Annotated in this window: 20 protein-coding genes and 1 pseudogene; 12 read left to right on the plus strand and 9 right to left on the minus strand. The window is 62.4% G+C overall.

Annotation, left to right across the window (positions count from 1 at the left end; translation table 11 throughout):
* The first annotated feature begins 8 nt into the window (after positions 1 to 8).
* Positions 9 to 2,120 (plus strand): substrate-binding domain-containing protein, encoded by a 2,112-nt coding sequence (locus V5E97_RS23510; RefSeq protein WP_406693982.1) that lies wholly within the window; start codon positions 9 to 11, stop codon positions 2,118 to 2,120.
* Between the two features lie 119 nt (positions 2,121 to 2,239).
* On the opposite strand, the gene V5E97_RS23515 is transcribed toward V5E97_RS23510, so the two are convergent.
* On the minus strand, positions 2,240 to 3,334 hold the full coding sequence (locus V5E97_RS23515; RefSeq protein ID WP_406693984.1) for a sialidase family protein: 1,095 nt from the start codon (positions 3,332 to 3,334) through the stop codon (positions 2,240 to 2,242).
* Between the two features lie 103 nt (positions 3,335 to 3,437).
* Positions 3,438 to 4,208: an SDR family NAD(P)-dependent oxidoreductase gene (locus tag V5E97_RS23520; RefSeq protein ID WP_406693985.1), complete on the minus strand. Its 771-nt coding sequence runs from the start codon at positions 4,206 to 4,208 to the stop codon at positions 3,438 to 3,440.
* Positions 4,209 to 4,521: 313 nt separating this feature from the next.
* Between V5E97_RS23520 and V5E97_RS23525 the strand changes: the two genes are divergently transcribed.
* Entirely contained in the window at positions 4,522 to 5,475 is a 954-nt protein-coding gene (locus tag V5E97_RS23525) for a ThuA domain-containing protein (protein ID WP_406693986.1), read from the plus strand.
* 117 nt (positions 5,476 to 5,592) lie between these two features.
* A pseudogene (locus V5E97_RS23530) lies at positions 5,593 to 7,169 on the plus strand (sialate O-acetylesterase).
* Between the two features lie 121 nt (positions 7,170 to 7,290).
* On the opposite strand, the gene V5E97_RS23535 reads toward V5E97_RS23530, so the two are convergent.
* Positions 7,291 to 9,588 carry a S9 family peptidase gene (locus V5E97_RS23535; RefSeq protein WP_406693987.1) on the minus strand — a complete coding sequence of 766 codons (2,298 nt, stop codon included), beginning with the start codon at positions 9,586 to 9,588 and terminating at the stop codon, positions 7,291 to 7,293.
* Positions 9,589 to 9,981: 393 nt separating this feature from the next.
* On the opposite strand from V5E97_RS23535, the gene V5E97_RS23540 reads away from it, so the two are divergent.
* Positions 9,982 to 10,599 carry a 3-keto-disaccharide hydrolase gene (locus V5E97_RS23540; protein WP_406693988.1) on the plus strand — a complete coding sequence of 206 codons (618 nt, stop codon included), beginning with the start codon at positions 9,982 to 9,984 and terminating at the stop codon, positions 10,597 to 10,599.
* Between the two features lie 103 nt (positions 10,600 to 10,702).
* Here V5E97_RS23540 and V5E97_RS23545 read toward each other — a convergent pair whose 3' ends face one another.
* The gene (locus V5E97_RS23545) at positions 10,703 to 12,064 is read right to left on the minus strand and encodes a Gfo/Idh/MocA family oxidoreductase (RefSeq protein ID WP_406693989.1); all 1,362 of its coding nucleotides are present in this window, start codon (positions 12,062 to 12,064) and stop codon (positions 10,703 to 10,705) included.
* 272 nt (positions 12,065 to 12,336) lie between these two features.
* Positions 12,337 to 12,645, minus strand: coding sequence for a putative quinol monooxygenase (locus tag V5E97_RS23550; protein ID WP_406693990.1), 309 nt, complete (start codon positions 12,643 to 12,645; stop codon positions 12,337 to 12,339).
* Positions 12,646 to 12,817: 172 nt separating this feature from the next.
* On the opposite strand from V5E97_RS23550, the gene V5E97_RS23555 reads away from it, so the two are divergent.
* The 5 genes from V5E97_RS23555 to mscL all read left to right on the plus strand — a co-directional run bounded on the left by V5E97_RS23555 (position 12,818) and on the right by mscL (position 15,093).
* Complete coding sequence (locus V5E97_RS23555; protein WP_406693991.1) at positions 12,818 to 13,216, plus strand: polysaccharide biosynthesis C-terminal domain-containing protein; 399 nt, start codon at positions 12,818 to 12,820, stop codon at positions 13,214 to 13,216.
* 165 nt (positions 13,217 to 13,381) lie between these two features.
* Complete coding sequence (locus V5E97_RS23560; protein WP_406693992.1) at positions 13,382 to 13,705, plus strand: thioredoxin family protein; 324 nt, start codon at positions 13,382 to 13,384, stop codon at positions 13,703 to 13,705.
* Positions 13,706 to 13,747: 42 nt separating this feature from the next.
* Positions 13,748 to 14,251, plus strand: a complete 504-nt coding sequence (locus V5E97_RS23565; protein ID WP_406693993.1) for a ribosome-recycling factor — start codon at positions 13,748 to 13,750, stop codon at positions 14,249 to 14,251.
* Between the two features lie 77 nt (positions 14,252 to 14,328).
* The gene (locus V5E97_RS23570; protein WP_406693994.1) at positions 14,329 to 14,502 is read left to right on the plus strand and encodes a hypothetical protein; all 174 of its coding nucleotides are present in this window, start codon (positions 14,329 to 14,331) and stop codon (positions 14,500 to 14,502) included.
* A gap of 126 nt (positions 14,503 to 14,628) precedes the next feature.
* Complete coding sequence (mscL, locus tag V5E97_RS23575; protein ID WP_406693995.1) at positions 14,629 to 15,093, plus strand: large conductance mechanosensitive channel protein MscL; 465 nt, start codon at positions 14,629 to 14,631, stop codon at positions 15,091 to 15,093.
* A 70-nt stretch (positions 15,094 to 15,163) separates the two neighbouring features.
* Here mscL and V5E97_RS23580 read toward each other — a convergent pair whose 3' ends face one another.
* From V5E97_RS23580 to V5E97_RS23590, 3 genes are all read right to left on the minus strand, one after another.
* Positions 15,164 to 16,615: a DUF1501 domain-containing protein gene (locus V5E97_RS23580; RefSeq protein WP_406693996.1), complete on the minus strand. Its 1,452-nt coding sequence runs from the start codon at positions 16,613 to 16,615 to the stop codon at positions 15,164 to 15,166.
* A gap of 18 nt (positions 16,616 to 16,633) precedes the next feature.
* Positions 16,634 to 19,774 carry a PSD1 and planctomycete cytochrome C domain-containing protein gene (locus tag V5E97_RS23585; protein ID WP_406693997.1) on the minus strand — a complete coding sequence of 1,047 codons (3,141 nt, stop codon included), beginning with the start codon at positions 19,772 to 19,774 and terminating at the stop codon, positions 16,634 to 16,636.
* 339 nt (positions 19,775 to 20,113) lie between these two features.
* Positions 20,114 to 22,744, minus strand: a complete 2,631-nt coding sequence (locus V5E97_RS23590) for a hypothetical protein (RefSeq protein ID WP_406693998.1) — start codon at positions 22,742 to 22,744, stop codon at positions 20,114 to 20,116.
* Positions 22,745 to 23,466: 722 nt separating this feature from the next.
* On the opposite strand from V5E97_RS23590, the gene V5E97_RS23595 reads away from it, so the two are divergent.
* The 3 genes from V5E97_RS23595 (at position 23,467) to V5E97_RS23605 (ending at position 25,367) form a co-directional block, all read left to right on the plus strand.
* Positions 23,467 to 24,255 (plus strand): alpha/beta hydrolase family protein, encoded by a 789-nt coding sequence (locus tag V5E97_RS23595; protein WP_406693999.1) that lies wholly within the window; start codon positions 23,467 to 23,469, stop codon positions 24,253 to 24,255.
* Between the two features lie 391 nt (positions 24,256 to 24,646).
* The gene (locus V5E97_RS23600) at positions 24,647 to 25,033 is read left to right on the plus strand and encodes an eCIS core domain-containing protein (protein ID WP_406694000.1); all 387 of its coding nucleotides are present in this window, start codon (positions 24,647 to 24,649) and stop codon (positions 25,031 to 25,033) included.
* Between the two features lie 133 nt (positions 25,034 to 25,166).
* The gene (locus tag V5E97_RS23605; RefSeq protein ID WP_406694001.1) at positions 25,167 to 25,367 is read left to right on the plus strand and encodes a hypothetical protein; all 201 of its coding nucleotides are present in this window, start codon (positions 25,167 to 25,169) and stop codon (positions 25,365 to 25,367) included.
* 42 nt (positions 25,368 to 25,409) lie between these two features.
* Here V5E97_RS23605 and V5E97_RS23610 read toward each other — a convergent pair whose 3' ends face one another.
* Positions 25,410 to 25,772, minus strand: coding sequence for an ankyrin repeat domain-containing protein (locus V5E97_RS23610; protein WP_406694002.1), 363 nt, complete (start codon positions 25,770 to 25,772; stop codon positions 25,410 to 25,412).
* Between the last annotated feature and the right edge of the window lie 232 nt (positions 25,773 to 26,004).

Genomic DNA, 26,004 nt, shown 5'->3' on the forward strand with positions numbered 1-26,004 from the left:
CTCCGTCTATGTCGGTCCCGGCCGTATCATCCCGACCCGAATCGAGCAGACGCCACGGCTGGCTCGAGCCCTCGCAGCGCATTCTCCTGGCACTCCTGACTCTGGAAATCGTCGTCTTCTCCGCGATCGGCACCAATTTTCTGACGCGTGACAATGCGTTCGAGGTCCTCCGCCTGAGCGTCGAGATCGGCCTGCTGTCGATCGCCTTGACCCCGGTGATCGTCAGCGGCGGAATCGACCTGTCCGTCGGCTCGCTGATGGGCCTGTCGGCCGTCTTGTTCGGGACGTTCTGGCGTGACCTGGGCCTTCCGATTGCGCTGGCCGTGGCCCTGACGCTCGGCGTCGGCGCCATCGCGGGGAGCCTCAACGGGCTTCTCGTCACCCGCCTGCGCATTCCTCCCTTGATCGTGACCCTCGGCTCGTTCTCACTCTTCCGGGGTCTCGCCGAGGGCCTGACGGGCGGCGTGGACAACTTCACCAACTTCCCGTCGCGGTTCCTCTTCCTGGGCCAAGGATACCTCTTCGGCGTCATCCCGGCGCAACTGCCGCTGTTCGTCCTGGTCGCCCTGGCCTTCTGGGTCCTGCTCCACCGCTCAACGCTCGGTCGCGGCCTGATCGCCGTCGGCTTTGCCCCCGACGCCGCGCGCTATGCCGGGCTGCCGGTCAATCGGCTCGTCGGTTTCGTCTACACGCTCGCGGGCCTGGTCTCGAGTCTCGCGGCGGTGATCTACGTCGCCCACCTTGGCCAGGCGAAGGCCGACGCCGGCACGGGCTACGAGTTGCTCGCGATCACGGCGGTGGTCCTGGGAGGCACGTCGATCTTTGGTGGCCGGGGAAGTATTCTCGGAACACTCCTCGGCCTGTTCGCAATTTCCGTCTTACAGAACGGGCTGAGGCTGGCGGACCTGCCGGCCGAACTGGCCGGCGTCCTCACGGGCGTGCTCCTTCTCGTCGCGATCGGGCTCGATCGCCGCCCCACGCGCCCCCTGGCCGTCGTACCCGATCGGTCGGCGTCCCCCTCTACAGATGATGAGGTCATGAACGTGAAGAATGTGCAAGTGGCCCTGATCTGCGCAGTGATTCTCGCGGGGGCCGTGATCGTGGCGGCCAGTAATGTCTATCTGGTCCGCTCGCTGAAAGAGGACATCGCCAGCCGAGGCCCGGCCGCGCTCGCCCCCGCCGGCGCACGGCCGGGAACCCATCCCACCGAGGCCCGGCAGATCGTCGTGGCGATGATGCCCAAGAGCAAGGGCAATGCCTATTTCATCGCCTGCCGGAAGGGGGCCGAGGACGCGGCCAAGGAACTCGGCGTCAAGCTGATCTGGGACGGGCCGACCGACCCCGACCCGGCCAAACAGAACGAGGTCATCGACACCTGGATCACCCGGGGCGTGGACGTCATCGCGGTGGCCGTTGAGAACCGGCAAGGGATCTCGTCCGTGCTCCGCAAGGCCCGCGAGCGTGGAATCAAGGTCATCACCTGGGACGCCGACGCCGAGCCCGACGCCCGCGACTTCTTCGTGAACCAGGCCACCCCCGAGGGCATCGGCCAGACCCTGATGGACAACGCCGCACGGATCCTCGGCAACAAGGGGCAGTTCGCCATCATCACCGCCTCGCTCACCGCGGCGAACATGATCGAGTGGCAAAAGACCATCGAGGCCCGCCGCGCGGAGAAGTACCCGAACATCAAGATGGCGGCGCTCCGCCCCTGCGACGACCTTCAAAAAAAGGCGTTCGACGAGACCACCGCCGTCCTCAACGCCAATCCCGAAGTCTCGTTGTTCATGGCCATCTGCACCCCGGCCGTCCCAGGCGCGGCCGAGGCTGTGAAGCAGTCGGGCCGTAAGGACGTCAAGGTGATCGGCCTCGGCCTGCCCAATGACAACAAGCGGTACGTCCATGAGGGAATCACCGACTGCGTCGTGCTCTGGAACTCGATGGACCTGGGCTACCTGGCGGTCCAGGCCTCGCATGACATCGTCGCCGGCACGCTGAAGGCAGGTGACACCTCGGTCAAAGCGGGCCGCCTCGGCTCCATCGAGATCAAGGGAGACAACATCCTGCTCGGCAAGCCATTCACATTCACCAAGGAAAACATCGACGAATTCGACTTCTGATTACAATTTCAGCTTACAGCAAAAGCCCCGCCGGGGCGACCGTCATGCGCCTGGGGCTGGCGATAAACGGTCGCCCCGGGGGGCTGCAAAGCACCATTCCATCGATTCCTCGTTCATTATCAATGAGCGGCAATCGGCAACTTCCAGATCAAGGTCCCCATGTGATACCGCTGGTGGCTCGGCGCACCGGCGGCATAGTAGGCGGTCACGATCGAGCCGTCGGGCCGCTGGATACTGCTTGGGTAGCCGCAGTCACCGCTCGAGAGATCGGCAACGAGCGGGCTCGGCTCGCTCCAGGTCATGCCCTCATCGGAGCTGAGCTGGGCGACCACCCCGAACTGTCCCTTCACGCGGTTCCCCGCGGTGAGCAGCACGCGTCCATCTTTGAGACGGAGCAGGTGGGCCGGGAGTTGGGCCGGGCCGCCAACCTGACCGCTATTCTTCCAGTGTTGCCCGTCATCGTCGGACCGGAACAAGTCGATCGCGCCGGGCTTCTTGCTCCCCCTCCGCGCCGCGGCAATCCATTTTCCCTTGCCGAGATGGAGAATTGCTGTTTCGTTGTGCTCGTCGCTGATGAGAGCCAGGACCTTCCAGGTCTTGCCCTCATCATCACTACGGAGCATCGAAACCTGGTCGGACTTCGGCGGATCGGCCACGTAGGCGGTCGCCCTCAGCGAGCCATCCTCGGCCGCCAGAATATCTCCGAACGGGATGAACTGACTTTGTTTTTCATTGGCCGGGGGAATGGCTTGCGTCGTCACAGTCCAGGTCTCGCCATCCCGGGACCGGCTCGTGCAGGGGGCAATGACTTCGCCAAGGATCAGGCTGCCCGCCTGATCGCGTTTCAAGGTCCAACCCGAGGCGATGACCACCAGGTCACCCGCCGAAGAAAGACCGGCCGCGACGTTCATCCGATTTTTCATCGGTTCATGGGGAGCCGCCACTCCTCGCCTGGTCCAGAACGCGCCCTCCTTACTCACCCAGCACTCGACGTCTCCTTCCATCCTCCCGTGACTCGGCTTGTTGAAGATGGTGGCCACGATCGTACCATCGGGCATCACCGTCAGGTTTGGCCATGCGCACACATTGTCGATGGCCACATAGCGACCGATCCGCGCGATCTCTGGAGTCTTGGCCGAGGGCTGCGCAAACGTCGGCGACCCCAGGCCGCATGATAGGGTGAACAACAGAGCAAGTCGCAAGTAGGTTCTCATCACGGACATTCTTCCTCAAATCCAAAGGGGGTGTTCGTGGATCGTTCGACGGCTTCCTGAGAGGTTCGGGGCCAAGCCGAACGAACGGGGTGACACGGATCGCCTACATGATCGAGGAATAACCGCCATCGACCGGCACCGCGGCCCCCGTGACGAAGTCGCTGGCCGCGCTCGACAGCCAGACGGCGGTGCCGGCGATGTCCCGAGGCTCCGCCCAGCGCCCGGCCGGCACCCGCGCCAGGACGCGTTCATTGAGGCCAGGGACCTCGACCCGGGCCTTGTCCGTCATGTCGGTCACGAACCAGCCGGGGAGGATCGCGTTGACCTGGATGTTGTCGGGAGCCCAGGCCAAGGCACAGCTCTTCGTGAGTTGAACGATCCCGGCCTTGCTCGCCGCATAGGCAGGGGCGTAACTGGCTCCGAAAATCGAGGCCATGCTGCCGATGTTGACGATCTTGCCGCCGCCCGCCTCCTTCAAGGAGGGATAGACCTCCTTCGACATCAAGAACGCGCTCGTCAGATTGACGTCCATGACCGTGCGCCACTCGTCGAGGCTCATCAAGTGGGGAGGCTTGCGGACCGTCGTGCCGGCGTTATTGAACAGGATGTCGATGCGGCCGAACCGCTCGACCACCGCGGCGACGACCGAGGCCACCGGCGCAGGCTGCGAGACATCGGCCGTGAGCGCCAGCACGTCGACACCCGTCGACTCGGCCAGGTCCCGAGCGGCCGACTCGGTTTTCTCGAGATTTCGCGCGACAATCGCCAGTTTCGCGCCGGCCTGGGCCAGCCCTCGGGCGATCCCCAGGCCGAGCCCACCATTGCCACCGGTCACGATCGCCACTTTTCCCGAGAGATCAAACGGATTCGCCACGATTTGCTCCCGCTCCCAGCCTCTTTGGTGACCTACTCTTCAAGTCGCCCAACAGTTCGGCCCAGCCTATCGCGAGGCCGGTTGGCTCGCAACCTGGGGGCCTACGCGGCCGCCCGATTCGTGACAAACGAGGGCTTGTTCGTTGTTCCGATCGAATTTGTCTTGTACCGTGGGCACGGTCCACCAGGCATTTTTTGTCCAGCGGGCCGGTATGAGGAAGTGGCCGTTTAACCTCGTTGGCGAGACCTGGTGGGCCGTGCCCACCCTACAAGACATAAATTCAACAATCACACTTAGACGAGATGACCATTCGATGACACCTGCATCTACAAGACGTGATTTTCTTCGCTATTCATCCGCGATGATGAGTGTCCCGCTCCTGCCCGCGGCGACTGCGTCGCTTGCGGCCGAGCCGGGTCCAGCGGTCAAGGTGGTCGTCTGGGATGAGCGGCAGCCCGCGCAGAAGGAGGCTTACCCCAACTTCCTGGGCAACGCGATCGCCGATCACCTCCGCGCCCAACCGGGGTTTTCGGTCAAGTCGGTGGGCATGGACGACCCCGAGCATGGGCTCTCGACCGAGGTGCTCGGTGACTGCGACGTCCTCATCTGGTGGGGCCACGTCCGGCATCGGGAAATCACCTCCGAAGCGGTCAAACCATTGATTGAGCGGATCAAGGCGGGCACGCTCAACCTGATCTCGCTCCACTCGGCCCACTGGTCGACCCCCTTCGTCGAGGCGATGAGTGAGCGGACTCGACTCGATGTGGAAGAGCGCTTCCGTCAAGCTACCACGGGATCCGAGCGGGTCGAGATCGAATATCTTCCGGCCAAGCTGAATGCGCTCCCGAAGGCCGACGCCTGGCCCACTCCTCACGTGACTTTGCAGAAGTTCCCCGACGGGCTCACCAAGGTCACGGTCCAGCTCCCTTCGTGCGTCTTCCCGGCCTATCGCAACGACGGCAAGCCCAGCGACGTCCGAGTTCTCAAGCCCGACCACCCGATCGTCAGCGGAGTCCCCGCGCGGTTCGTCATCCCCCGGACCGAGATGTACGCCGAGACCTTCCACGTCCCCGAGCCCGACGATGTGGTTCTGGAAGAGCGTTGGGCCCCCGGCGAGTGGTTCCGAAGCGGAATGGTCTGGAAACTCGGCAAGGGACGCGTCTTCTACTTCCGGCCAGGCCACGAGACCTACCCGATCTTCCGCGAGGAGATGCCGCTCAAGATCCTCGCCAACGCAGCCCGCTGGATGGCCACGAAACCAGCCTGAGCGGTTGGCTCCGGAACTCTGTCTCCCCCCGACTGGCGCACCGTGGAAGCGGCGTCACTTGTTCGCTAATCTACAACGGCTTGGATCGATCCGCGACGTATCCCCGAGGAGTGCTCTATGATCCGCGTCTCCACGTTGAAACCGGCCGGCCTGCTCAGCCTGGGGCTGGCGGCGGCCCTGCTGGCAGGCGCCGGCCGCCCCGCGCGGGCCGATGTCAAACTGCCGGCCATCTTTGGCAGCCACATGGTCCTCCAGCAAGGACAGAAGGACCGCGTCTGGGGTTGGGCCAGCCCGGGCGAGGCCGTGACGGTCACGATTGCCACTCAGTCGAAAAGCACCAAGGCCGACCAGGATGGCAAGTGGCTGGTCACGCTCGATCCGATGATGGTCGGCGGGCCCCACACATTGGTCGTCAAGGGCAAGAATACCGTCACGTTTGACGATGTGCTGATCGGCGAGGTCTGGCTTTGCTCGGGCCAGTCGAACATGCAGTGGGCCGTCGAGTCGACCTACGACGCCGAACTCGAGACGCGCACGGCGAATAACCCCAAGATCCGGCTCATCACCGTCCCGCAAGTGGGCACGCAAGAGCCCCAGACCGACTTCAACGGCAAGTGGGAGGTCTGCAACCCCGAGACCGTCAAGTCGTTCTCGGCGGTCGGCTACTTCTTCGGCCGGCAGTTGCAAGAGACGCTCGGCGTGCCGATCGGCCTGATCGACGACTCATGGGGCGGCTCGGCCTGTGAGGCCTGGGTCCGCAAGGACCTGCTCGCCGCCGACGAGGCGTACAAGCCGTTGCTCGAACGGTGGGAGCAGCAGGAAAAGGCGCTGCCGGAGGCGATGGCCAAATTCGAGAAGTCCCTGGCCACCTGGAAAGAAGAGGCCGAGAAGGCAAAGGCCGAAGGAAAGCCTGTCCCCCGCCAGCCGCAAAGCCCCGATGCGGCGATGCGTGGCAATCATCGCCCCGCCAACATCTACAACGGCGTGCTCAAGCCGACGATCGGTTACGGCCTCCGCGGCGTCATCTGGTATCAAGGCGAGTCGAACGCGTCTCGCGCGTACCAGTACCGCGACCTCTTCCCTCTGATGATCAAGAGCTGGCGCGATGAGTGGAACATCGGCGACTTCCCCTTCTACTGGGTCCAGCTCGCCGACTTCCGCGAGGAGAAGCCCGAGCCGGCCGAGAGCGACTGGGCCGAGCTCCGTGAAGCCCAGACGATGACCATGAGCAAGCTGCCCAACACCGGCGAAGCCGTGATCATCGACATTGGTGAAGACAAAGACATTCACCCCCGCAACAAGCTCGACGTCGCCAAGCGACTCGCGCGCTGGGCCCTGGCGAAAGACTACGGCATCGACCTGACCTACCAGAGCCCCACCTACAAGTCGATGGAGAAGGACGGCAACCGAGTGACGTTAACCTTCAATCACGTCGGTGGCGGACTCGAGGCGTTTGACGTTCGCGAGCCGAAGGGCTTTGCCATCGCCGGCAGCGACAAAAATTCGTCTGGGCCAGGGCGAAGCTGGTCGGCAATAACAAGGTCGAAGTTTGGGCGGACGAAGTCTCCGAACCGGTGGCCGTTCGCTATGCCTGGGCCGACAACCCCATCTGCAACTTGTTTAGTCACGAAGGGCTCCCCGTCACCCCCTTCCGCACCGATGACTGGCCCGGCGTCACCGTGAACGCGAAGTAACCGGCGGCCCGTTCCGTATCGCTTGCTTTTCCCGGCTCCCGTCATTTGACCGGAGCCGGGACTCATGCACTCGACCCACCTTGAAGATTCCGGCGGCCGGGTCACTGCTTCGATTCCCGGCTCACTCCCCATTGCGCTCGGGTGGTTCCACCTTGAGCAGGTGCCGCACGAAGAAATCGCGCTTGCGGCGCTCGCCGTAAGGGCTTCCCCCCGCGCCATGCCCCGCGCCGGGGAAGACGACGAAGTCGAAATCCTTCTTGGCCTGAATCAGGGCATGGACCACCTGCATCGTCGAGGCGGGATCGACGTTCCGGTCGAGCTCTCCGACAAAGAGCAGAAGCTTTCCCCGGAGCTTGTGCGCATTGGTCACATTCGACTGCGCAGCATACTCGGGTCCGATCGGCCACCCCATCCACGCTTCATTCCACCAGATCTTATCCATCCGATTATCGTGGCAGCCGCAATCGGCGACCGCGGCCCGGTAGAACTCGGGATGAAAGAGGAGTGCGCCCATCGCGCTCTGCCCGCCGGCCGAACCGCCGTAGATTCCAACGCGCGACAGGTCGAGCGCTGGATCTTTCTCGGCGGCCGCCTTCATCCAGAGGATCCGATCGGGAAACCCTGCATCCCCAAGGTTCTTCCAGCAGACGTCGTGGAACGCCTTCGATCGCCAGTTTGTGCCCATGCCGTCAACCTGGACCACGATGAACCCGAGCTCCGCAAGCGACTGCGGCATCCGGTGCAACGGCGAGAACTCCTTGGGGACAAACGCCCCATGCGGACCCGCATAGATCTGCTCGATGACCGGATAGGTACGACTGGGGTCGAAATTCGAGGGCCGAAAGATCACGCCATGGATCTCCGTCTTGCCGTCGCGTCCGTTGGCGGCGAACCGCTCGGGGATCCGCCAGCCGGTCGCGAGCAAGGCCGACCAGTCCCCCCTCTCCAACTCGAGGATGAGCTTGCCGTCCTTCGCGGAACGAAGCTCAGTCACCGGAGGAAGATCAACGCGCGACCATGTGTCGACCAACCACTTGCGATCCGGGGAAAAGCTGACCTGATGCGTGCCGTCTCCTTCAGTGAGCGTGACCAGGCCACCGCCATCCAAATTGACCCGGGCATAGTGGACGAAATAGGGGTCTTGGTTGGCGTGGATCCCTCCACCGTGAAACCAGACTTCACGCGTCGCTTCGTCAACACGGTCGATCCCCCGAACGACCCACTCTCCCTGGGTGACCTGGTTCTTGACCTGCCCAGTCAGTGCATCAAACAGATAGAGATGATTCCAACCGTCCCGCTCCGACATCCAGAGAATTTCATTCGTTTCATCAAGATATTGCAGGAACATCTTCTGAGAGTAGTCGATGAACGTCTCGCTCCGCTCGTCGATGATCGCCCTGGCCGCGCCGGTCTCGGCATCGACGGAGACCAGGCGAAGGACCTGATGCCCGCGTTGATTGTAGAGGAACATGAAGCGTGACGAGTCCAGGGACCAGTGAAAATCACCCAGGCGCCAGGGATTCTTGAAAAGGTCGTCCCCGATCGGAATTTCCTTGCGATCAGCAACGTCGAACAGGTGGGGCCACACCAACGAGGGCTTGTCTCCCGGCTTGAGATAGTCGAACGAGTGCAACTTGGGCTGCAACTGATCTCCGGGAGACGATTCGATCAGGTGGACTGCGCGTGCATCCCCCTTCGAACGTCGGAGCGCAACCAACCGCTTGGAGTCGGGCGACCAGAACGCGCTTTCTTCATAACGGTTCTCATCGGCCCCTCCCTCGGCCAGCAAAAACTCTTCTCCCGTGGCCTTATCTCTGAGGCGAAGCTCATGCCCCTTCAACTCGACCCGCCACTTGCCGTCCGGAGAGTCCTGGCTGCGTGAGGATCTGGGCCCACGACGTCCCCTGCCCTCCCCTGGCCGCCGATCCGACCTGGGCTCGGGCTCAGGCGATGGGCTGCGAGGCTCGTCCGGTTCGAGCTGGTCCGCCTCGACATCGTAGCGCCAGGCCTTGCCATCGACCTCGAACGCGATCGTTCCCTGGCGCGAAAATGTGATGCGATCGAATGGGAGATGAGTCGGCTTCCTCGGTGTTCCGGTCGCCAGATTGAGCGCTTCCGCCAATTTGCCGTGATCAAATGCAGGGAGCCGCGTCCCTTCGGTCGCATCCACCACGATGAACTCGCGGGCCCCCTTCGCCAGCAAGTTGCGATACCAGAAACGATTCCCCTCGTCGAACCAGGTTGGCTCCACGCGTGCCTTAAAAACCTTGTCACGCGTCCGCTCGCGAAGCCCGTCCGCGCGTACGTAGTCCTCCTTCGTCCCCTGGGCCCGGGCCACCGTGAAGGGCTCCATCCACACAACGCCAAGCGCAATCGCAGCGACAGCCCGCACCACGCTTTTCAGGACGATCGAACTCATTCACCACGCTCCTAATCATGGAAGACGAAGGACAAAAATCTTTCAAAGATGTGTCGAAGCATAAGCGACACTTACAAAATCCAACGATCCGCGGCTGGACGAGAATCTCGATGGATCTCCGGCCCGGTGGAATCCGTAGCCCGGCCGGCCTAGCCGTTGCGGAACCTGCAGGAATCCTCGGTTCTTTCGCCCTGTCGCGACTCGTTGATAAGATTTCCGTGAAGATCAGGCGTCAACAGGCGGAAGCCAACGTCCCTGGTGCTCCCCAAGCCAAAAAGGCCTTCACTCGGCCGGTCGAGGCTGGAGAGGGACTTTGCCCCCTTGTACCATTTCAGGATCGAGACCCGAAACCTTCGCATTCATGAGTCAACGATTCAACACAAAGGAGTCATCATGACAGAACGTGCGCTTTGGCTTGGCCGCCTGGGCAAGAAAATCGTCTGGGGAGGGCTCGCTCTGGTCGTTCTCATCGGCCATGGATCGACCCACGGCGACGACGCGTTTACGATTGAAGAAGGCTTTACGAGCCTCTTCAACGGCAAGGACCTTTCGGGTTGGCGGCTCGGCAAACAACCGCTCGACGGCAAGGTCAAAACCGAAGATTTTCGCTTCGAGGCGATCGATGGGGTGATCCGGATTCAAGGGGGAAAGCCGATCGAGGACCTCTACACCGTGCGCGAGTTTCCTCGCGATTTCGTTTTGAGGCTGGAGTTCCGGGCGCAACCAAAAGCCAACAGTGGGCTGCACATCAGGGGGACGCAGCTTCAGGTGCGTGACTACCTGACGGTGGGCCCGTACAAGGATCTGAAGTCATTTAAACCGGGTGACTGGAACGCGCTCGAGGTCACGGTCAAGGCCGGGGCGGACGGCAAGCCGGCCATCGCCCTGTGCACCTGTGAGGGTGAAGTGCTTGAAAAGGAGTTGGTCGTACCCGCCACGGGGGGAATCGGCCTGCAATCCGAGACGAACCAGATCGAATACCGCCGGATCCGGATCAAGGAAATCCCTTGAGCGGGAGAACGCCCCCACCTCGGCCAGGCTTCCCCCTGGAGGGAAGCCTGGCGAGGCAAGGTTCAATCCGCTTCGATCCGGTGAGGATCGACCGTCAATCGGCTCACTCGTGGATCGAGAAGCCCTTGCGGTAATCGCGTTTGATGTATTGATCGGCGTCGGAGTTGTTCTTGACCTTCATGGCCGCCGGGTCCCACTCGATCTTGCCGCCGACCCTGAGAGCGACGACTCCCAGGAGCACGGTTTCGGTGAGCCGGCCGGCGTAGTCGAAGTTCGACATCGGCTTCTTCGGATCGTTGTCCTTGATCCCCTCAACCCACTCCCCGAAGTGATTCTTGGTGCGGGGGAGAGTCGGCTCGGGGAGCTTCACGTCGGCGAACTTGTCCTTGGGCAAGAGAACGTGCTCTGCGCCGTAGTCGTTCACCGAGTAGAACGAGCCCTTTTCGCCGACCAGCAGCAGGCCGCTGCCGCCGACCTTCTGCCCCTCGAGCAGCTTCTTGTAGGCACGCTTCTCCTCGGGGAGCTTGCTGCCGCCGTCGTACCAGGTCAATGACAAGGGGGCACGCCCGTCGCGCTCGCCGAAGTTGGTCTTGATGATCGACCAGACCGGGTAGCTCTCGTTGTCAACGATGCCTGATGTGTCGACAACCTCGACCGACTCCGGGTCGAACAGGTTGAGGGCCAGGGCAGCGACGTTGATGGTGTGGCAAGCCATATCGCCCAGGGCGCCGGTGCCGAAATCCAGCCAGCCACGCCAGTTGAAGGGGTGGTACTTGGCGCTGTACGGCCGGTCATGCGCCGGGCCGAGGAATTCGTACCAATGCACGTTGTCGGGAATACCGGGGGTGTCGGCCGGCCGGCTGACGCCCTGCGGCCAGATCGGCCGGTTGGTCCAGGTGTGAATCTCGCGGATCGGCCCGAGCACGCCCGAACGGATCAGCTCCACGCCCGAGCGGAAACCGTCGTGGGAAGTTCCCTGGTTGCCCATCTGGGTCACCAGATTCTTCTCGGCGGCCAAGGTCCGCATCACGCGTGCTTCTTCGACCGACCAGGTCAGCGGCTTCTGGCAGAAGGTGTGCTTGCCCAGTCGCATGGCCCGGACGCTCGCGGGAGCGTGGCTGTGGTCGGGCGTGCTGACGGTCACCGCGTCAATCTTGTCCCCGACCTCCTCGAACATCTTGCGATAGTCGGTGAACTTCTTCGCCTTGGGGAACTTCTCGGCCATCCGGTCGAGCGTCTTCTCGTCGATGTCGCAAAGCGCCACGATATCGCCGTAGGCTCCAGCGTCTCGCGTGTCGCTATCGCCCTTACCACCAACGCCGATGCAAGCGAACTGAACGCGCTCGTTGGGTGACTTCGGCTTATCCTGGGCAAGCGCCGCGGTCTGCCCGGCCAGGAGCGGGCCTGCCGCTCCTGCCACCGCGGTATGCCGGAGGAAGTCTCGACGTGTTGAGCGGCGATTCATCTTCTTGGTTCTCCCTGATTCGTTCGTTCGATCGATCGGCCTGCGTGCCCCAACGTGGGACGATCCGCTCGCCCCTGCGTTTGCGAACCGGCCTTCGTCTGGCCGGATCGCTGAAACACGCCCAGCACAGCGTCAAACGCCCACCAGTATGTCGCGTCCCACCTCACGCCGCAATCAACCAACGCGACCAGCCCAGGCGATTGCCGGTCGCCCACCGGACGCTCTCCGGCGGCGAAATCTCAGGCCTCCGCGTCCCACGATGGGGACCACGCTCACGCCGGGGTCAAGATGAGCAGCGTGGTCTTGACGACCATCTCCTTGACCTTGGGCCTGTACGCTTCCATGTGGGGGGCCACCAGGTGTTGCTTGAGGTGCTCGACGCTCTCCCACTTCTCGACGATCGTCACAACATCCGCACGCGTGGGGAGTTGGGCCCCGATATCGGTCACGGCATCCACGGTGGGCCCGTACTCGAGGCAACCTGGCTCGGCCAGGACGGGTGCGACGATCTTGCGGAATTCGTCGAGGAACGCCTCGCGCTGGCCTGCGTGGAGCTCGATCGTGGCAATCACATGAATCATGGCGTCTCTTCCAACCTCTGGGGACCAGGATCAGGTGCGGGTGCGGAATGGTCTCGAAGTCCGTATCATATCGCACGCCGGCAGTAAGGGAAGCAACGCGACCCGACGCGACGCCCTCGTGTCCTGCCCCGCCCCGGCGCAACACAACGCACATTTTCATGGAGTTATTTTTATGGCAAATCGAATGACGATCGAGCCGATGATCTACCCGACCGATCACCGCGGCCTCGTCATGGAGCCGATCGGTCCCGACGCACTCCCGCACCAGCAAAACGTCCACCTCGCCCTGACCGGCCCCGGCCACATCCGCGGCAACCACTATCACAAGCGGGGAAACGAGGTCGTCGTCGTCCTCGGCCCCGCCCTGGTCCGCTACCGCGAAGAGCAAGGGGAAGAGATTCAGGACCTCCACATCCCCCAAGGCCAGGCCTATCGACTCAAAATCCCCGCCGGCGTCTCGCATGCGTTCCAGAACCCGGGCCCGACTCCGATGGTCATCATCGCCTTCAACACGGTCGTCCATGACCCCGATCACCCGGACGTGGTCCGTGACGTGCTCATTGAGGCCTGAATCTTCACCACAGATCCCCCTGCCTCTTCTTGGAGACCGTGGGAGGAGCGGCCGGGATCCCATGGCGAGCCGAGTTCAGTAGACCCACATCAGAGTGTCGGGCACCGATTTTGCGTTAGACTCACGCTACGTGCGAACTGATGGGGAAATACGAACAAGACGAGAATGCCGATGGAGAGTACCGAACCCACGCGTGAGGAGATCGATCGGACGCCAGGGCCACTGCTCCTCGAATTCGGAGCGTCCTGGTGCGGCCATTGCCAGGCACTCGCGCCGCAGTTGGCCGAAGTGCTGGCGACTTACCCGGACGTGCGACACATCAAGGTGGAGGATGCGTCGGGGCGGCGGCTGGGGCGTTCCTTCGGAGTGACATTGTGGCCGACCCTCGTCTTTCTCCGGGATGGCCGCATCGTCCAAAAGATGGCCCGACCCGATCGGGAAGAAATCCTGGAAGGCATGGCGGCCATGACCGAGATCAAAGACGAGTGATCGCGGCCATGGCTCCTGCCCCTGCGTCAAAGGAGAAGCAAGGTGAGCGACGGGACGGGAAGGATGAACAAGAGTGTCCGCCTTCTCGCCGAACAACTGGCTGGAATCCGGCCGGGAGCGATGAGCCCTGGGTTCATCGAGACGTTTCGCGTCACCAGTCAGGGGCGTTCGCTCTCGATCCGCCAGGTGGCCACGGTCGCCCATCGTGGCGACCGGATCACCATCAGCCCGTTCGATCGAACGGCGGTCGCCGCCATCGTCAGGTCACTGGTCGAGGCCAAGCTGAATGCCTATGCGCTCGACCCGGCGACGATCTGCGTCACCATCCCGCCAATCAGCGGCGAACAACGGACCGAGTTCGCCCGGCACGTCAAGAAACTCGGGGAAGAGGCCAAAATCGCGGTGCGTTCGATCCGACAGGAAGCTCGCAAGCAAATCGAGACGCGGGGGCGAGGCTCGCTACGTGCCGTCCAGGAGGCGACCGACACCGCCATCGCCGAGATCGATCGCCTCGTCAAAGCAAAAATCGCCGACTTGAGCTCATGATCTGACTCTTCCGAAACAAGCGAACGACAGGTCGCGGCACGATTCCAAGCCCACAAGGCGTCTGGGGTCATCGACCCGTGAAACACTTCGACAAGTTTCGCGTAAGCCCAGGCCGAAAGGGCAAGGTCGACGAAGTCGCCTCTGACTTCACGGGCGAGTCCGCGAATCGCGGCGAAGCCGACAAGGAGATCAGGTCGCTGAGCCACCGGCTCCGTGAACTCAAGAACGAATCGATGCGGAGCCAGACGTGAAGGCGGAAACCGGTTGAATCGAGTCACCAAAAATCAAGCAGGAATGCAAGGCTCTCAGTAGCCATCCCCACAGCCTCATTGGATGAGATGACCAACGCGACCCTTACTTAAAGTGAAGGGTTCCCAATGGATATCAAAATGGACATCAAACATCTCGATCCCAAGAAGCAGGCGTCAACTCTCCTCAACGAGTTCAAGACCTTCGCCTTCAAAGGGAACGTCATCGACCTGGCCGTCGGCGTCATCATTGGAGCGGCGTTCGGCAAGATCATCACGTCGCTGGTCGACCACATCATCATGCCGCTGATCGGAGTGATTCTCCCGGGCAAATCCGGCTATCAAGGCTGGAAGGCGACGATCAACGGCAAGGAGATTCCATACGGCTTGTTCCTCGGAGATATCGTAAACTTCTTGATTGTCGCCGTGGCTCTCTTCTTATTTATCGTCAAGTTCCTGGGCTGGATCATGAGGACCAGGAAGGAGGAAGCGAAAGCGGCCCCACCGTTGACCAAAGAGCAGGAGCTCCTGAGCGAGATCCGCGACCTCCTCAAGCTGCAGGCAAAAACCAAAGACGCGGGGGGCCCTCCTTAGCCCGATGGAATCCCAGCAGGGGCGATCCCAACGGCCGACCGGATGAGGCCCCACGCAATGCTCCAAGGACTCAGGCGAGCAACTCGTTGACGACTCGGCCCGAGACGTCGGTCAGGCGAAAGTCGCGCCCCTGGAAGCGATAGGTCAGGCGGGTGTGGTCGAAGCCGAGGAGGTGGAGGATCGTGGCGTGCAGGTCGTGGACGTGGACCACGTCCTTGACGGCCTGGAAACCAAGTTCATCACTCTCTCCCAGGGTCACGCCCGGCTTGATACCGCCGCCGGCCATCCACATGGTGAACGCGTTCGGATGATGGTCGCGGCCGTCGCTCCCCCCCTGCACCATCGGGGTCCGGCCGAATTCGCCGCCCCAGACGACCAGAGTGTCCTCGAGCATCCCTCGTTGTTTGAGGTCCATGATCAAGGCCGCGCAGGCCCGGTCAGTCTCCTGACAGTTCTTCTTGAGGTCACCGACGAGGTTGCCATGCTGGTCCCAGGCCTCGTGGAAGATCTCGACGAAGCGGACGCCCTTTTCGACGAGCCGGCGGGCGAGGAGGCAGGTGTTGGCGAAGGACGGCTTGCCCGGCTCGGCACCGTACATCTCGAGAACATGCTTGGGCTCGTGCCCGATATCCATCACCTCGGGGGCGACCGACTGCATCCGGTAGGCCATTTCGTAGGAGCTGATCCGGGTCGCGATCTCGGGATCGCCCACCTCGTCGAGCCGCATCCGGTTCAGTGAGCTGACGGCATCGAGACTCTCGCGCTGAAGCTCCGAGTCGACCCCATTGGGGTTCGACAGGTAGAGCACCGGGTCACCGCTGGCACGAAACTGCACACCTTGATGGACGGTCGGCAGGAAGCCGCTCCCCCAGTTCGAGTTGCCGCCGCTCGGGCCTTTCTTGCCGGTGCTGAAAACGATGAAGCCAGGGAGGTCCTGAGTCTCGCAACCGAGGCCGTAAGTAGCCCAGGCGCCCACGCTGGGCCGACCGAAGATCTGGGAGCCGGTGCTCATCAAGATCTGACCGGGGGCGTGGTTGAAGGCGTCCGTCGTCATGGAACGGACGATCGCGACGTCGTCGACGACCTTCGCCAGCTCGGGCAGCAGCTCCGAAAGCTCCGCCCCACTCTGCCCGTGGCGGGCGAACTTGAACTTCGGCCCGAGCAGCTTCGAGTTCGGATTGATGAACGCCGCGCGATATCCTTTGAGCAATTCAGGAGGCGGCAGCGTCCCGTCGAACTTCGCAAGCTGAGGCTTGTTGTCGAAGAGCTCGAGGTGGCTCGGAGCGCCCGCCATGAACAGGAAGATGACCCGCTTGGCCTTGGCCACATGGTGCGGCGCCTTCGGCGCAAGCGGATCGGCTCCGAGCACCGTTGCGGACGACGGCGAGGCGGCATACCCTCCCTGGTTCAAGAGCTGGCCGAGCGCCAGCGAACCAAGGCCGACTCCGCACTGCTGGAGAAACCAGCGGCGAGCGACCTGCGTCGGATTCGCGTTGCGGTAGAGGTGGTCCTGGCAGTTCATGGCTCGCCCCCCTTCTTCTTATTCCTTGGAGATGGTTTCGTCGAGGTTCAGCAGCACGCGAGAGACCGCGGTCCAGGCGGCAAGCCGGACAGGAGTCGCGCCCGCGGGCAGCGTGGGAGGCTGATTCGGATCCGCCGCCGCGAGCTCCCAGGGCTTGGCTCCGTCACGCCCGAACCGCTCGACCTGCCGATGCAAGAGGTCGAGCAGAACCGCGGCTTCCCGAGCGGTGGGAGTGCGTGCCAGGCAGCGTCTGAACGCATAAGTGAGCTGCGAGGAGTCGGTATCCCCCCCCTCTTGCAGTGTCCGCAATGCCAGGGCCCGGGCACATTCGAGGAAAGTCGGCTCGTTGAGAGTCGTCAGCGCCTGCAACGGCGTGTTCGAGCGCGTGCGGCGGACGCAAGAGACATCTCCATTGGGAGAGTCGAACGTTTGCAGCATCGGGTACGGCACCGAGCGGTAGCGGAACGTGTAGAGGGCACGGCGGTAGCGGTCGGGGCCGGTGGCGACAGGCCAGACCTTCGGGCCGTAGCTGGTTGGGGGCTGGAACAAAAATTCGGGGGCGGGCGGGAACACACTGGGCCCGCCGACCTTGGAATTGAGCAGGCCGCTGGCCGCCAGAGCCACGTCGCGAACCACCTCGGCGTCGACCCGGAACCGAGGGCCTCGCGCCAACAAGCGATTATAGGGGTCGCGAGCCAGCAGTTCGGGCATCGCCTTCGACGACTGCCGGTAGGTGGCCGAACTGACGATCAACCGATGCAGGTTCTTGAGACTCCACCCTTGCTCCATGAACTCGACGGCCAACCAGTCGAGCAGCTCAGGGTGCGAGGGCGGCTCGCTCTGGGTCCCCAGGTCCTCGCTGGTGCTCACCAGTCCGATTCCGAAATAAGCCTGCCAGACGCGGTTGACGATCGCCCGGGCGGTCGTCGGCGCCTTGCGGTCAACCAGCCAGCGGGCAAACGTCAAGCGATCCGCGGGTGCATCCGGCGGCACCTCGTTGAGGAAGCCGGGCACCCCGGGCGCCACGGTCTTTCCCGGCTTGAGAAAATCGCCTCGGATGAGCATCTGCGTCATTCTCGGCGTTTCGCGTGCTTTGAAGACGAGCTGCGACGATCCTTCGGGATGCTCGCGCCAGAGCGTTTCGATCTTGTCGTTCGCCTCTTTCCATTCGGGGACGGTCGTCCGCCAGTAACCGAAGACCGTCGCGACTTGCGCAGGGGTCCGTTGCTCGGGCGCGATGGCCAGGATCTCGCGAACTCCCTTCGGCAATGGGTCGGCCGTCGCATTGGGAGCCGCTGTGATCGAGAATCGGAACCGGCCGAGGTTATTCGTCTGGTTATCGTCGCTGTTCCAGCCGCCGTGGCTCTGGTTCAGGTAGAACGTGATTGCGCTGCCCCCGGCGTGAGAGATCGGCTTGTCGGCCACGAAGACCGCCTTGCGAGGCTGGTTTCGCCGGCCGGGGCCGATGTCGAAGGTCCAGGCGGTCGGCGCTTTGCCGTCGATGGCGTACTCGATGGGGCCGGTCACCCGAGGCGTCTTGCTCCGGTCGTCGAAGATCGCCTCGAGGGGGGCCTCCGGCGGGTTCACATCGGCCGTTGCCTTGACGATCTTGATCCGCTCCGGCTTGCCGGATCCGTCGGCCGGGGCCGCGTCGACGAGAAACTCCGTGAGCGCCCCGGTCCCCTTGATCGAGCGACCCGGCCCTCCAAGCGGAAGGTTCGGGTCGTTGAGCAGCTCGAGCCGGAATGCGGTGATCCCCTGGAGGTCTGTCTTCACCGTGAACTTGGTCTGGAACTTCGTCGGCGCATAGCCCCCGGCCAGCAGCGAGCCATCATCCATTCTCTGATGCTTCTGCCCGCCCGTGCTGATATCATCAACATCCGCTTCAACGACGGTCCACACGGGCTGGTTGGCCGTGACCTCTTGTTCCCAGCGAGCCATCCTCTGGGCCCAGTCAGTCGACTTGTGCTGGAGCTCCGCCTCGATCTCACGGATCTGCTGAAACAGGTTGGCCCGCTTCATCTGTTCATCGGGCGAATAAACGGCGACGTTTGCCTCGTGAGTATTGTTCACGTAGGCAAACATCTTGTAGTAATCTTCGTGCGTGATGGGGTCGAACTTGTGGGTATGGCATTGCGCACACTGAATCGTCAGCCCTAGGACCCCTTTGCCGATGGCTTCCATGCGGTCGAACATGGCCTCCATGCGGAACTGCTCGGGGTCGACCCCACCTTCTTCGTTGATCATCGAGTTGCGGAGAAATCCGGTCGCGACAACCTGATCTTGCGTCGCGTTCGGCAGCAGGTCGCCGGCGATCTGCTCGATGACGAACCGGTCGTAAGGGAGGTCTCGGTTCAAGGCCTGGATGACCCAGTCGCGATAGGACCAGACTTGCCGGAGCTTATCTTTCTCGTAGCCGTCGGAGTCGGCATAGCGGGCGGCATCGAGCCAGATCCGGCCCCAGCGCTCGCCGTAGGCCGGGGCATCGAGGAGCCGGGCGACCCGGTTCGCATCGGCCTCAGGGCCCGTTTCCGCCAGGGCGGCGTCGGCCTCCGCGATTGTCGGCGGCAGGCCGATCAAGTCGAGGCTGAGCCGGCGGAGCCGGGTCAGCGAATCGGCCTCGGGCGAGGGAGCCAGCCCTTCTTTCTCCAGACGTGCCAGGACGAACGCGTCGATCGGGTTCCGACACCAGGCGGAGTTGCGAACCTCGGGAACGGTCGGCCGCGTCGGGGGGACGAACGCCCAGTGTTTTTCAAAGGGAGCCCCCTGCTCGATCCAGACCTTGAGTCGTTCGAGTTGCTCCGGGGTCAGCGTCTTGCCCGACTTGGCCGGAGGCATCCGCTCCTCGCCGTCTTCCGACATGATCCGCAAGTAGAGTTCACTCTCCTCGGGCTTGCCCGGAACGATGGCCGCGCTTCCCGAGGCCGCGACCGCGCGTGCTCCCTCCGCCGTGTCGAGCCGGAGCTTGGCCTTGCGTTTGGGCTCATCGGGGCCATGACACGCGAGGCAATTGTCCGCCAGGATGGGACGGATGTCGCGGTTGAAATCCACCTTCGGGCCCGGTCCCCCGGCCACCGCCGGTCCCCCGGCGATCGCGATCAGGAAAAGAACCAGGGATCGGCTTCGCCAGCGTTCCGTGCAGCCTGAAGCGTATTGCATGGGAGTCGACTCCGTCGGCTCACTCCGGCGCAAGGACCAGGCCATGCAGGAGGCTTGGTCGATGCCGAAGAAGCGGTCGGGTGGGGATAAAGCGGAGGGTCGGACTGACCAGCCGAATCAAGCCAATCGCGAAATTCGGTGGTGATCGCATTGCCTATCTATCCTACCAGACCCCACGAGTGAGATACCAGAGCCTGGCCCGGCCCCATCGAAAAGGGGGGGACAACGCGCTGGCATCTGCTGCCAGCGAACATTGCCCCCCCCCTCGAACCCAACGCACTCATTAGCTGCTGAAATAAAAGGAGCGAGACAGGCCGAGCCCTCCTTCATTCCACAGTCTTATTGCGGGGCGGAACCGGCCTGCCCCTGTTTCGCCTCGGCCAAATCGACTTGATACACGATGCCGGTGGAGGTCTTGGTTCCGCAGAGCGCAAGCAGACCAAGTTGACGGCTATAGCAAAGGCCCGTGAAACGGATCAGCGGTTTGGTGGGGTCACCTGCTCCCAAGCGTTCGGCCTTGAGTTGGGTCGAGAAGTCACGCATCGAAAGCCAGGGGAGCTTGATCGTGAGCGGTCGAGCGTCGCCCCCCTTCAGGTCGGCTTCCGCCCATTGCTCGCCCACGAGGTCGATCCGGCCGTCGTGAACGACGACCTTTTCGACAGGCCCAAGTCGGCGGATCACGGGCTTCCCGTCGAGTTCGCCCAGACTGAGACGCATCAAGGTTTGCCCTTGATTCGCCCTTCCAAAACCCTCCACCCAGTAGAAGCGACCTTCATGAACGCTGAAGGCGCCCGGGAGTATCGATGAGGAGGGCGAGACATGAATCGCTCTCTGGAGGACCGTGACCGACTTGGCGTCGGGGTCGACGACCAGAGGATGATTGTTAATCGCACTCGAACCATTACGATCCACCAGGATCAGCCGGCGCGGCCCCTCGCCTCCGTCGCGTTGGGGCTCGGTGAGAGTCGCCATGTAGGTGGGACGAAATCGGATGCTGGTTCGCTTCCAGTGGTCGGGATCCTTGTTGTCAGATTTCTCGTCCGCCTGAAGCAAGATATCGACCGATTTCCCCTTCTGAGGCTCGAATGAGACGTTGGCGACCCAGGAGCTGAGATGTGATCCGCTCACGCACACTCTGCCGGGCTCAATCGCCGCAACCTGGATGAACTGAGCCCCATCCTCGGGCATCTCGTCCTGCGGCTTGAACGGCAGACCATCGCCGATGGCCACCGTCCAGGTCTGATCCGTCGCCGGGTCGATGACGACCAGGAAGGGCGGGTCATCCTCCGACCGGACGGGCACCCAGACGTAACGCCCATCATAGCAAGGGGGCTCAAGGCGAACGTAACGCCCATCGTCGTGATAGACACGAACGGCCGTCTTCCCCTTCTTCAAGAGAAAAATGTCTTTGTGAAACAGGATGACGTCGAGCTTGTCGCTGATCGAGAGACATTCATTCAGAGAAGTCAGAACCCCGGTTTCTCCCGAAGGATCATCCCACTCGAGACTGAGCGGAGTAAATCCTTTCGGCGCAGGGGGAAGGCCCGTATCGGCCGGCTTGGGGGCCATTTGCTCAGTGGCCAACGCGCGAATCTTCTTCATCGCATCCAGCGAATAGCTGCTCGTCGCCACCAGGCTGTCGCCCAGCAAATCGAATTGCTTTTTTGACTCGGGATAGTGACCGCAAAGAAAGCAGTAGAGGGCAAATTCGCTTCGTTGCCGTTGATTGGGAGTCTTGTGCGCCAGGAACTCCTCATACACTTCTTTGATATCACGCCAGGTCTTTGAGGAATGAAAATAGACTTGCCTATCGGCGGGAGCGAGGTGGAGGGACAACCGGAAGTGGGCGTTGGCCAACAACAGGGGAATTCCACTCCGCCAATTCTTCGTGTCTCGACAGGCCTGGCCGAATGCCAGCAAGTCCTCGGGAGTGCCGTGCCACTTCGGGTCGAGCCAATCCATTTTGGCTTCACAGGCCGCAAGGTTATCGCTGTCCCCCTGCATCGCCCGCTCAAACCACTTCTCCATCACGTCGCGATCGCCCCCCGACCCGAGCTCGACGGTCAGCATCAGAGTCGCGGCTTTCGTGATGCTGGGATCGAGGTCCCACGCTCCCTCAAGCGCCTTGCGTGCATCGGCCAACCGCTCGTGAAACTTCCGAGCACCGTCTTCGGTGACGGTATTGACGAAACCGGATCCACGGGCCTCCCAGGCGTAACTGATGAGGCAGGAACCCTTGAGCAGTTGCCTGAACCCCTTGAGGCCCTCGGCTTTGGCAAGTTTCGCATCGACGCGGTCGAACGCAGCCTGATAGTCCTCGCCCAGAGCGCGGTAGCCCCAGATGACTTGCCGGGCGGTATCCAGGCAATCGGAAACCGTCTCCGGAGTGCGGTCGTCCTTGGCGCGGCTCTCGATCATCAGGTCGAGGGTCTCATCAAGGAGTTGGAACGCCTCCTTGCGTGCCTTGGCATCATCCCCCGCCCGGTACGCCTGGGTGTACGAGTAGTGGTCGAGCGCGACGTACCGGCGGTACGCCGAGTAGTTGCTTGATTTCAAGGCCAACGCGGCGGCCGCCTGGCGTCGCTCGTACTCCTCCTGCCCGGGAAAGTTGGCACCGACGGCCACCCGACCATAGAGGTAGAGAATCAGAGGGTCATCGCACCCCGCATCGACGGCACGCTTCGCCCACGAGTAGACCTCTTCAGGCTGGGTGCTCGGGTCGACAACCTGGCTAAAATAACGGGCCGCGGCCTCCAGCGCCTTGCGGGCCTGCTCATCCCAGCGAGGGTCCTTCTTACCGACTTTCTCGTACGCGTCGCCAAGCGACTTCCGGTTCCAGGCCAGGATGTCACGATACCGCTTCTGCTGCTGCTCGGGATTCTGAGGGATCGGCCGATCCTTCTCGTCGGCCGAGGCAACCGTTACGCCAATCACTAAGCTCGTGAGCACCGCCACGATATAACGCAACATGAGCGAGGGGGACTCCATTTTTAAGCTTTACCGGAAAATTATCGCGAGATGCTGAACATGTTGGGCGATGATAAATGAAGCCATCCTTGCATTGCAACTCTCCCGCATTTTTTTGCCCGAGTGGATCGCGAATCGCCTGGGGGCGACAATCCAGGGACGATCGAAAGGGTTCCTGAAGACGTTCGCAACGCTTCTTCCAACAAATCATAAAACTATAAATTACCCGTAATATACTTGCAGCCAGAATCCGATTTTCCCCGTAGGGTGGGCACGGCCCACCATCTTTAACTTGTGTTTTGGCAAGGAGATAAAGGGATGGTGGGCCGTGCCCACCGGGACTTTCTCAGCGAGGGTGGACAAGCGCGGACAGTTTCAGTAGTGGTCGCGTAGGCAGTAGGTGGCGCAGAAGTCCTTTTCCGGCAGAGCCTTGCTTCGGCTCCTCGGGCTGCCTTGGCCGCCCAAAGTGTCCGCGCTGTCCACTGGTCCTGGCATCGGCGGTGAGAAAGTCCCTGCCCACCCTACGGGAATTGTCAGGCTGACGATGCGGCCATGGCCGATCGCGTTTACAGTCTTTCTTTACCAAGTCCGCCCGCGAGTTTGATTTCGGATTAAAGTCGAGCCCGGAGGAATACCGATGCTGAAGAGTGAAGCTTTGCGCTACAGGTGTGGCGCCCCCCTCAGAGTATGACACCAGCTGATCTGACAACCTTGGGAGTGACCCGATGGCGGCCTGTGTCGCGCTTCTGGCCGCGATCTCCACGATCGCGGGGTGTGGTGATCGCCCCGCCTTGCTCCGTTTTGGAGGAGACCCTTCTCAGGGTGTCCTCGTCAATCTCACACCGGGCATGCGCCCCTTCGACCCACCCGACCCGGGCCGGCCGACGCTGGTCTTTATTCACGGCTGCAACGCGGCCCCGCGCGTGGTGCACTTTACGATGACCGAGCGGCTTGCCGAGGCCGTCGCCCAGCGGGGCGGCCCTCCGTTCAGCGTGCTCGACTGGAAATGGAATGCGGCGACGGTCGCCGGCTTGAAGACGAGCGCCAACGAGTCGAAAGCGGTACAACAGGGCCAGCTTCTGGCAGCCACCTTGCTTCGCTCCGGGGTGCCGCTAGCGCGAACCCACCTGATCGGGCACAGCTCCGGCTCCATCGTCGCCGCTTCCGCAGCGCGAACGCTGATGAGCGGCCATGGTCAGCCCGTGGCGCAGTTGACGCTGCTCGACCCCGCCGTCACCTACCATGGCCTGATCTTTGACGTCCTGGCCGCGGGTTCTTCCGCCCGGTTCGTCGAAAACTACTGGGCCACTCGACCGAGCGGTTATGGCCACGAGGCCCCCCGCGCCGGCGTCTGGAACACCCGAGTGGATGGCCCAACCCCTTATTTCGGGGCCGTCTCACCGGTTCATTCCAACCACTTTCACGTCGTGGAGTGGTATCTCGCCAGCGTGGCCAACCCCAGGATCCCCGGCGGATTCAACCGAAGTCTGCTGGTCGCCTCCGGCGGGCATTGAGATCCGCCACCGAAGGAAAGCGAGCACGGGAATACCCCATGGCTTCTCCGCTTGAAGCCCCTCCCCAGCTTGAAAGCAGTTCGTCCTGATGGGGACCGCGCGTGACTCCCGCCGCTCCCCTGCCCTGCACCCTTGTTGCTTTTTCGCTCCGCCGTGGATGCCGGCGGACGAACAAAAGGCGCTGACGCTCCAGGAGCATTGCGTTGAGAGGCATCGCATGTTCTTCTGTGCGTTCTCTCCGAGCCGAGCCGCCGGCAACCCCTCTGCTCAGGAGGTGATGTCACCCGCTCCTAAGCGGCGATGGTGGGAGAGGCCGCCGGTGCAACGACATCGTCATCAGGCCATGGCGGCAGCGACGATAATGAACCTGTGCAGAAGGAAGGATGGACTGATGGCCTTGAAACTCGATCCGGGGCAAATGAGTACACCCCAGAACGCGAGCGGAGCGGCACCGGCGCGTCACGGTCAACTGTTGCCGCAATCGTTTCGCCACCAGATGGAAGCGGCGTTCGGGGCTGATTTCTCCGCCATTCGCATTCACGAGGGCCATCAGGCAACCCACGTTGGAGCCATCGCCTACACCCAGGGCACGAACATCCACCTCGCCCCCGGGCACGCCTCCTTGGCCTCCAGCCACTGCCAGGAAATCATCGGCCACGAACTGGCCCACGTCGTCCAGCAGCGGAGCGGGGCGAGAATCCCGAACGTCCCCCGCGGAATGGTCGAGGTCGACCTGGAGGCGGAAGCAAACAGCCTGGGCGAGCGTGCCGGGATGTGACGTCCGGGAGTGAAGCCTTGGCCATTCATGATGCGCCGCTGGCCAGTCCCCCTTGCCGGGTGCCCTTTCCGGATTCCATACCCGCTGGGAGCGTTTGAAGCGGTCATCGACAGGCACGCAAACGGTCCGGGAGATGCGAAAGGCCGAATTCGATGGCAGGTCCTCCTGCCGGCAGGTCGCCATCACCGACAGCATCCACTCCAATGAACGGGCACCCCGCCTCGCTGTCGCTCCCCACATTGATCCGCCGCCAGATCAACGCACGTTCGACCGCATTGTCCGTTTGCAGGCGCACGGGCTGGAATCCATCGAGATTCAGGGTTTGCTGCAGTGACTGGCTATTTATTGCATGTCCGAGAGCTTTACCGGAGTTCGGCTACTGGGTCGCGCCGGCGTGCTCCAGTATGATCACAACGGCCTTGTGACCATGGGATCGTGCACTGGAGAGGGCCGAGTTCCCATCTTCCCATGTCGCGTTCGGACTGGCCCCGGCAGATAACAAGATTTCAACTTGTGCGGTGTCGCCCCTGGCAGCGGCCATATAGAGACTCTCGTCGAGCCAGTACGCTTGGTATAAATGGCGTCCGAAGACTACCAGTAACATTACCCCACCCAACCACAGGCCAAGGCCATGCCAACGTCGAGGCGAACGCGTGAAGAAAGCGGCAACAAGTAATAGGCTGCCGACAAGCAATCCCACCGCAAGCAGAGCGAACAGGATGAAGCCGCCAAAATCCATCGCTCAACAAACCCCTTTAGACAAACGCAATCTCGTGATGTTGACATGAACTCCCACTCGACCACGTCGGATGGCGGCTACGGAAGGCCGCAGGGGCCGGTGAAAAGGCCAGAAAAAAAAGCGATCATGCACGTTTCCTGATTCGCATTCATAAAAACGCGAAAGTGTCTAACCATCTATTGCTCGCTAATCTGCTGCCAACACAACCGCCGGCAGCGCAATGAGCATCATC

Source organism: Singulisphaera photorubra (genome assembly GCF_045290345.1).
In the GTDB taxonomy this organism is placed as follows: domain Bacteria; phylum Planctomycetota; class Planctomycetia; order Isosphaerales; family Isosphaeraceae; genus Singulisphaera.

Coding starts and splice junctions, on each gene's coding strand:
- V5E97_RS23510 (WP_406693982.1), top strand. CDS start 9: ATGTCGGTCCCGGCCGTATCATCCCGACCCGAATCGAGCAGACGCCAC.
- V5E97_RS23515 (WP_406693984.1), bottom strand. CDS start 3,334: ATGAGAACCTACTTGCGACTTGCTCTGTTGTTCACCCTATCATGCGGC.
- V5E97_RS23525 (WP_406693986.1), top strand. CDS start 4,522: ATGACACCTGCATCTACAAGACGTGATTTTCTTCGCTATTCATCCGCG.
- V5E97_RS23535 (WP_406693987.1), bottom strand. CDS start 9,588: ATGAGTTCGATCGTCCTGAAAAGCGTGGTGCGGGCTGTCGCTGCGATT.
- V5E97_RS23540 (WP_406693988.1), top strand. CDS start 9,982: ATGACAGAACGTGCGCTTTGGCTTGGCCGCCTGGGCAAGAAAATCGTC.
- V5E97_RS23545 (WP_406693989.1), bottom strand. CDS start 12,064: ATGAATCGCCGCTCAACACGTCGAGACTTCCTCCGGCATACCGCGGTG.
- V5E97_RS23550 (WP_406693990.1), bottom strand. CDS start 12,645: ATGATTCATGTGATTGCCACGATCGAGCTCCACGCAGGCCAGCGCGAG.
- V5E97_RS23555 (WP_406693991.1), top strand. CDS start 12,818: ATGGCAAATCGAATGACGATCGAGCCGATGATCTACCCGACCGATCAC.
- V5E97_RS23560 (WP_406693992.1), top strand. CDS start 13,382: ATGCCGATGGAGAGTACCGAACCCACGCGTGAGGAGATCGATCGGACG.
- mscL (WP_406693995.1), top strand. CDS start 14,629: ATGGATATCAAAATGGACATCAAACATCTCGATCCCAAGAAGCAGGCG.
- V5E97_RS23580 (WP_406693996.1), bottom strand. CDS start 16,615: ATGAACTGCCAGGACCACCTCTACCGCAACGCGAATCCGACGCAGGTC.
- V5E97_RS23585 (WP_406693997.1), bottom strand. CDS start 19,774: ATGCAATACGCTTCAGGCTGCACGGAACGCTGGCGAAGCCGATCCCTG.
- V5E97_RS23590 (WP_406693998.1), bottom strand. CDS start 22,744: ATGTTGCGTTATATCGTGGCGGTGCTCACGAGCTTAGTGATTGGCGTA.
- V5E97_RS23595 (WP_406693999.1), top strand. CDS start 23,467: ATGGCGGCCTGTGTCGCGCTTCTGGCCGCGATCTCCACGATCGCGGGG.
- V5E97_RS23600 (WP_406694000.1), top strand. CDS start 24,647: ATGGCCTTGAAACTCGATCCGGGGCAAATGAGTACACCCCAGAACGCG.
- V5E97_RS23605 (WP_406694001.1), top strand. CDS start 25,167: ATGCGAAAGGCCGAATTCGATGGCAGGTCCTCCTGCCGGCAGGTCGCC.
- V5E97_RS23610 (WP_406694002.1), bottom strand. CDS start 25,772: ATGGATTTTGGCGGCTTCATCCTGTTCGCTCTGCTTGCGGTGGGATTG.